General features: G+C 76.0%; 6 protein-coding genes. 3 read left to right on the forward strand and 3 right to left on the reverse strand.

Annotated features, from left to right (window positions below; translation table 11 throughout):
- The coding region (locus tag P3X83_RS42905) for a BTAD domain-containing putative transcriptional regulator (RefSeq protein WP_277311214.1) at positions 1-2,170 on the reverse strand (2,170 nt) is incomplete at its 3' end.
- 174 nt (positions 2,171-2,344) lie between these two features.
- Between P3X83_RS42905 and P3X83_RS42910 the strand changes: the two genes are divergently transcribed.
- Together P3X83_RS42910 and P3X83_RS42915 are read left to right on the forward strand one after the other, a co-directional pair.
- Positions 2,345-3,685 carry an FAD-dependent oxidoreductase gene (locus tag P3X83_RS42910; protein WP_277311215.1) on the forward strand — a complete coding sequence of 447 codons (1,341 nt, stop codon included), beginning with the start codon at positions 2,345-2,347 and terminating at the stop codon, positions 3,683-3,685.
- A 24-nt stretch (positions 3,686-3,709) separates the two neighbouring features.
- Complete coding sequence (locus tag P3X83_RS42915) at positions 3,710-4,108, forward strand: DinB family protein (RefSeq protein WP_277311219.1); 399 nt, start codon at positions 3,710-3,712, stop codon at positions 4,106-4,108.
- 72 nt (positions 4,109-4,180) lie between these two features.
- Here P3X83_RS42915 and P3X83_RS42920 read toward each other — a convergent pair whose 3' ends face one another.
- Both P3X83_RS42920 and P3X83_RS42925 read right to left on the reverse strand, forming a co-directional pair.
- Complete coding sequence (locus P3X83_RS42920; protein WP_277311216.1) at positions 4,181-5,401, reverse strand: HAMP domain-containing sensor histidine kinase; 1,221 nt, start codon at positions 5,399-5,401, stop codon at positions 4,181-4,183.
- A complete protein-coding gene (locus tag P3X83_RS42925) occupies positions 5,398-6,054 on the reverse strand; it encodes a response regulator transcription factor (protein WP_277311217.1) in 657 nt (218 codons plus the stop codon). Before P3X83_RS42925 ends, P3X83_RS42920 begins: the two co-directional genes overlap by 4 nt.
- Positions 6,055-6,252: 198 nt before the next feature.
- On the opposite strand from P3X83_RS42925, the gene P3X83_RS42930 reads away from it, so the two are divergent.
- Positions 6,253-6,780 (forward strand): hypothetical protein, encoded by a 528-nt coding sequence (locus tag P3X83_RS42930; protein WP_277311218.1) that lies wholly within the window; start codon positions 6,253-6,255, stop codon positions 6,778-6,780.
- Positions 6,781-6,892 lie beyond the last annotated feature (112 nt).

The raw sequence follows: 6,892 nt of genomic DNA on the forward strand, positions 1-6,892 counted from the left end.
CGGCGGCGGGGGCCGGGCCGGTGAGCGCGAGCGCGGCGCGCAACGAGCGCCGCGCCTCGGTCCATCGGCCGCGCAGGAACCAGTACCAGCCCAGCGCGGCGGCGAGCCGCAGCGCCGCGGCGGCGTCGCCGTCGGCGACCGCGCCTTCGGCGGCGGCGCGCAGGTTGGCGGCCTCGGCGTCCAGCAGGTCGAGCCGTTCGCGTTGTCCCGGGCCGCGCAGGCGGGGGTCGGCGTGCTCGGCGAGCGCGGTGTAGTGCTCGCGGTGCCGGGCCCGGACCACGTCGAGTTCCCCGGCCTCGCGCATCCGTTCGGCGCAGTAGACCGCGACCGATTCCAGCAGCCGGTAGCGGGGGCCGTGCGGCCCGTGGGCGACCACGACCAGGGAGCGATCGACGAGCCTGGCCAGCAGGTCCAGCAGGTCTTCCGCGGGCAGATCGGGGCCGGAGCACACGGCCTCGGCGGCCCGCAGGGTGCAGCCGCCGGCGTGGACGGCCAGGCGGCGCAGCGCGAGCCGTTCGGGCCCGGTCAGCAGCTCCCAGCTCCAGTCGATCATCGCGGTGAGGGTGCGCTGGCGGGGCGGCGCGCCCCGGTGCCCGCTCGCCAGCAGGCGGAAGCGGTCGTCGAGCCGGGCGACCAGTTCGTCCACGCCGAGGACGCGTACCCGCGCGGCGGCCAGTTCCAGTGCCAGCGGGATGCCGTCCAGCCGCCGGCACAGCGTGGCCACGGCGGGCGCGGTGGCGGCGTCGAGGGCGAAGTCCTTGGCGGCTGCCGAGGCCCGCGCGGTGAACAGGCGCACGGCGCCGAACCCGCGCAGTTCGGCGGGGTCGCCGGGCGTTCCGGCGGCGGGGGCCGACAGCGGCGGCACGTTCCACGCCACCTCGCCGGGCACGGCCAGCGGTTCGCGGCTGGTGGCCAGGATCCGCAGGCCGGGGGCGGTCTTGAGGAGCAGTTCGGCCAGTTCGGCGACCTCTTCGACGACGTGCTCGCAGTTGTCCAGGACCAGCAGGGCGCGGCGCCGGCGCAGCGCGGCGGCGAGCCGGTGCGCCGGTCCCGCGGGTGGGCCGTCGGCGGCGTCCTGGACGGCGAGCGCACTCATGATCACTTCGGCGAGCGCGCCGGAGGGCCCGGTGTGGCCGCCGAACCCGGGGGCGAAGGCCAGGCGGTCGAATCCGGCGAGTTCGACCAGCCACACGCCGTCGGCGTACTCGCCGGTCAGGTGCCGGCCCACGGCCAGGGCCAGGGTGGTCTTGCCCACGCCGCCGGAGCCGGTGAGCGTGACCAGGCGGCCGGCGGCCAGGCGGTCGCGGACCTGTTCCAGGGCGTCGTCCCTGCCGATGAGGTCGCTGAGCGCGGCGGGCAGGTTGGTGCGCGCGCCGTGCCCGGCCGGGGCGGCCCCGGCTGGCGCGGCGGGCTCGGCGGGGGTGAGGGACGGGTCCTGGGCGAGCATGGCCCGGTGCAGGGCGGTTAGGGCGGGGCCGGGGTCCAGGCCGAGTTCGTCGGCCAGCAGGCGGCGGAACTCCTCGTAGGCGCCCAGGGCCTCGCTCTGGCGGCCCGCGCCGTACAGGGCGCGCAGGTGCGCGGCGCGCAGCCGTTCGCGCAGGGGGTGCTCGGCCAGCGGCGCGAGCAGGTCGCCGGCCAGGGCGGCGTGCTCGCCGAGGGCGAGCCTGGCCTCGGCGAGGTCCTCATGGGCGGTCAGCCGCCGTTCGTCCAGGCCGGCGATCAGCGGCCGGGCGAACGGGTCGTCGGCGAAGTCGGCGTAGGCCCGGCCGCGCCACAGGGCCAGCGCCTCGCCCAGCAGGGCGGCCCGCGCGGCGGGGTCGTCCTGCCGTTCGGCGCGGGTGAGCAGGGCCTGGAACCGCCCGGCGTCCACGGCGTCGGGGCTGACGTCGAGCTGGTAGCCGGCGGGACGGGAGCGCACCAGTTCCCTGGCGCCGGGGGCGGCGTCCTCCAGGGCGCGGCGGAGCTGGGAGACCTTCGCCGACAGGGCGGCGCCGGGGTTGCCCGGCGGGGCGTCGCCCCACAGGTCGTCGATGAGCAGGTCGGCGGGCACCGGGCGGCCCTCGTGGGCGAGCAGGTCGGCGAGCAGCGCCCGGACCTTCGCGCCGGGGACGGGCACCGGCCGGCCGTCGGCCGTCCACACGGCGAGCGGACCCAGCACCCCGAAACGCATGAGAGTCACGATAACCACCCTCGCCAGGCGATCGCCACGCCTTTCCGGCAGCTCGGGCGGGGCCGTAAGGAGACGGGAAGGAACCCGTAAACGCGTCGCGGGACGGTGGTTCGTGACGGGGGGGCGGCGTATCGCCTCCCCGGTTCCGGCCCTTCAGCGAAGCGAGGCACAACAATGACCGAGCACATCTCCCGCGTCGTCCGTGACCTGCGCCGCGGCCTCGCCGGTGCCGTCCTGGCGCCGGGCTCGGGCGGTTACGACGAGGGCCGCCGGGCGGTGGATCCGGCGTTCGAGTCGCGTCCGGCGGCGATCGCCGAGGCCTTGGGGGCGGCCGACGTGCGGGCGGCGCTGCTCACGGCCCGCGAGCACGGCCTGCCGTTCGCGGTGCAGGCCACCGGGCACGGGACGCGCGTCGCGTGCGACGGCGGCGTGCTGGTGAAGACCTCGGCGATGACGGGGGTGCTGGTGGATCCGGAGCGCCGGGTGGCGCGGGTCGCGCCGGGCACCCGGTGGGGGGCGGTCCTCGCGGCGGCGGCGCCGTTCGGGCTGGCGCCGCTGTCGGGGTCCTCTCCGGACGTCGGGGTGGTCGGGTACACGCTCGGCGGGGGCCTGGGGTGGCTGGCCCGCTCATACGGGTTCGCGGCCGACAGCGTGCTGCGGGCCGAGGTCGTCACGGCCGGCGGCGAGCGGGTGGTGACCGACGCCGGTTCGCATCCTGAGCTGTTCTGGGCGCTGCGCGGCGGCGGCGGCAACTTCGGCGTGGTCACCTCGCTGGAGTTCCGGCTGTATCCGGTGGCGCGGGTGTTCGCGGGCACGGCGTACTTCCCAGTCGGGCGGGCGGCGGCGGCGCTGGCCCGTTACCGGGAGTGGATCGGGCAGGCGCCCGATGAGCTGAGCACCGCCGTCCTGGTCACCCGGATGCCCGGCCACGCGGGGATCCCCGGGCCGCTGCGGGGCGAAAGGGCGCTGGCCGTCAAGGCGATGCACACCGGTTCCCCGGCGGCGGCGCGGCGCGCGCTGGCCCCGCTGCTGGCGGCGGCGGGCCCGGCGCTGCTGGACGACATGCGCCCGATGCCCTACGCGCGGACCGCGATGGGCGGGCTGCCGGCCCGGCACATGGATCTGGTGACCTCGCTGCCGGACCTGGTGATCGACGCCATCGTGGACGCGGCCGGGCGGCCGGACTCGGCCGTGGGCACGGTGGAGGTCAGGCACTGGGGCGGGGCCATCGCGCGGCCGGGGGCGGGCGCGGGCCCGGTGAGCCACCGGCGGGCGGCGCTGTCGGTGATCGCGGACGGCGTGCCGCCGGCGCTGGTGGCGGCGCTGCGGCCGTGCGCCACCGGCGGCACGTTCCTGAACTTCCTGGGCGACGCGTCGCGGACGGCGAGCGCGTACACGGCCGGGGACCTGCGGCGCCTGCGCGAGGTGAAGCGGGCCTACGACCCGGCCAACGTGTTCCGCGTCAACCACAACATCGCCCCCGCCCCGGCCGGTTCGGTGTGCGTCCCCGCCTGAGCGGGCGGGCACGCCGGCGCCGGCCTGTCCGACTCCCAGTTGCGCACGCGTTCGGTGCCGCCGTCGGCGATGTCCCCGCTGGGCCTGATCCGTCACATGGCGCACGTGGAGCGCGTCTGGTTCCGCCTGGTCCTCGCCGGTGAGGACGTGCCCCTGTTGTTCAAGGACGGCGACCCGGACTGCGACTTCAACGGCGTGGAGTCCGCGCCGGCGCGGGAGGCGTTCGCCGCCTGGCGGGCCGAGGTGCAGCACGCGCGGAAGGTGTCTGCGGCGCTGCCGCTGGACGCGGTGGGCGAGGGGGAACGGCACGGGCAGGTCTACTCCCACCGCTGGGTCCTGGTCCACATGATCGAGGAGTACGCCCGGCACAACGGGCACGCCGATCTGCTGCGCGAGCGGATCGACGGCGCGACCGGCGCCTAGGATCCCTCAGCGGGCCCGTCCCAGTGCGGGACCTCGCGCAGCGGCCGCGCTCAACCGCGTGCCGACCCGTGCTCAGTCGTGGTCGGCGCGGGGCAGCGTGACGATCACCCGCAGCCCGCCGCCTTCGCGGGGGCGCACGGTGGCGTCGCCGTGGTGGGCGCGGGCGACCGAGCGCACGATGGACAGGCCGAGCCCGGCGCCGGCGCCGGTGACCGTCCGGTCCCCCTCCAGCCGGCGGAACGGCTCGAACAGCGAGGGCACCTCGTAGGCGGGGACGACGGGGCCGGTGTTGCTCACCTCGATCTCCACCGTGTCGCGGTCGCGGACGCGGCTGGCCACGCGCACCCATCCGCCGTGCGGGAGATTGTGGCGGATGCCGTTCTCCACCAGGTTGTGCACGAGCCGTTCCAGCAGCAGGGCGTCGCCGGCGGTGGGCGCCTCGCCGGGTTCCTCGTGCAGGGCGACGCCGGTCTCCTTGGCCTCGACCTCGGCCTGGGCGGCGACGTGCCCGACGACGTCGGCCAGGTCCACCGGCAGCCGCTGGACGATCTCGCGCTCGGATCCGGCGAGCACCAGCAGGCCGCTGATCAGCCGCTCGTGCCGGGAGTTGATCTCCAGCAGGTCCTCGCCGAGTCGTTTGACGTCCGCCGACGCCGAGGCGCGGCGCATGGCCAGTTCGACCAGGGCGCGGCCCAGGGTGAGCGGAGTGCGCAGTTCGTGGGAGGCGTTGGCGACGAAGCGGCGCTGGCCGTCGAAGGAGCGGTCCAGGCGTTCCACCATGGTGTCGAAGGCGTCGGCCAGGCCTTTGACCTCGTCGTCGGGGCCGTGCAGGGCGATCCGTTCGTGCAGGCCGCGGTCGGCGGCGGGGGCGGCGGCGATCCGGCGGGCGGTGTCGGTGACCCGGTTGAGGGGGACCAGCACCCGCCCGGCGACCAGCCAGCCGAATCCGGCCGCCGCGCCGCCGACGACCAGCAGGGCCAGCGCGCCGAACGTCAGCAGCGAGGTGGTCGCGGCCTCCTGCAGGTTCGCCTGCTGGGAGCGCATCCACTGCTCGGCGGCGTCGCCGGTGACGGTCTTGCCGTCGATGGTGAAGTAGACGTTCGGCGGGGGGCCGGGGCCGCGCAGTTCGGTGCGGGCCAGCACCTTCGCGCCGGAGCGGTTGATCTGCTGGCTGAACAGGGCGTAGGTGGTGCCGAGCAGGACCAGCCCGGCCAGCATGAACAGCCCGCCGTAGATGAGGGTCAGCCGGGCCTGCAGGGTGATGGGGCGGCGCAGCCGCCGGACGGCCTTCACCGGATCCGGTATCCGACGCCGGTGACGGTCTCCACGACGGGCGGGTCGCCGAGTTTCCTGCGTAGTTTGTGCATCGTCAGGCGGACCGCGCCGGTGAACGGGTCGGCGAACTCGTCCCACGCCTTTTCCAGCAGGTGCTCTGCGGAGACCGCAGCCCCGGCGGCGAGCAGCAGTTCGGCGAGCACCGCGAACTCCTTCTTGGCCAGCGGGACGTAGCGGCCGTCGCGGAACACCTCGCGCCGGGCGGGGTCCAGGGTGATGCCGGCGTGACGCAGGACGGGCGGCGCGGCGGGGCGAGAGCGGCGTCCCAGGGCGTGGACGCGGGCGGCCAGTTCGGCGAACGCGAACGGCTTGCCCAGGTAGTCGTCGGCGCCCAGCGACAAGCCTTGGACGCGGTCGGTGATCTCGGCGGCGGCGGTGAGCATCAGCACCCGCGCGGCGGTGGGGGAGGCGACGACCTCGCGGCACACCGCGTCGCCGTGCAGCAGCGGCAGGTCGCGGTCCAGGACCACCACGTCGTAGTCGTTGACGCCGACCCGGGCCAGCGCGGCCACGCCGTCGTGGGCGACGTCCACGGCGTGGGCCTCCTCGCGCAGCCACTCGGCGATCGCCTCGGCGAGCCTGGGCTCGTCCTCCACCACCAGCACCCGCATGTCCCGTTCCCTTCCGCCGCCGGCGCCTCGCGGCCCCGGCAGCCATGCTGGCCCATGCCGCGTTTCCTTTCCGTTAGCGGCCACCGGGGCCGAAGGAGCCAAGGCGGGTGGAAACGCCAGGGAAACACCGTCCCGGCTTGCATCGGCTGCTGACCGGCCGGATTCACCGGCCAGGCGACCGACGAAGGAGACGACGCGATGCGCAGGTCGATCCCGGGCGCGCTCGTGGCCCTGCCGCTTGCCCTGACGTTCACGATGGCGCTGAGCGGGTGCGCGGGCGGTGCGGCCCCCGGCGTGGCGTCGGCGGGCCAGGGCACGACGGCCGCCACCGCCACCCCCAGCCTGAGCCGCGACGAGATGGGCGTGAAGTTCGCCCAGTGCATGCGGGAGAACGGGGTGAACATGGACGACCCCAAGCCGGGTGAGGGCATGCGCCTGAAGTTCCAGGGGGACCGGGCGGTGATGGACAAGGCGATGGAGGCCTGCCGGCAGTACAACCCGCAGTCCAACGCCACCGGCGCCCCCGATCCGCAGGCCGAGCGGCGCGGGCGGGAGTTCGCCGCGTGCATGCGGGAGAACGGCGTTGAGGAGTTCCCCGACCCCAAGCCGGGGCAGCGCGGCATCATGATCACCCCCGAGGTGGGCGAGGACCCCGACTTCGAGGCCGCCCAGAAGGCATGCGAGGACAAGGCCCCGGGGCTGGGCAAGCCCGCGGGGGGTCGGTGATGGGGCAGCCGGACGCGCCGGAGCGGCCCGTGGCCGTCGGCGGTGAGGAGCCCCGCCCGCCGCGCCGCCGCCGTGGCCGCAGGGCCGCGGTGGCGGCGGTGGCCGTGGCCGC

This window comes from Spongiactinospora sp. TRM90649, assembly GCF_029382225.1.
GTDB lineage: Bacteria > Actinomycetota > Actinomycetes > Streptosporangiales > Streptosporangiaceae > Spongiactinospora.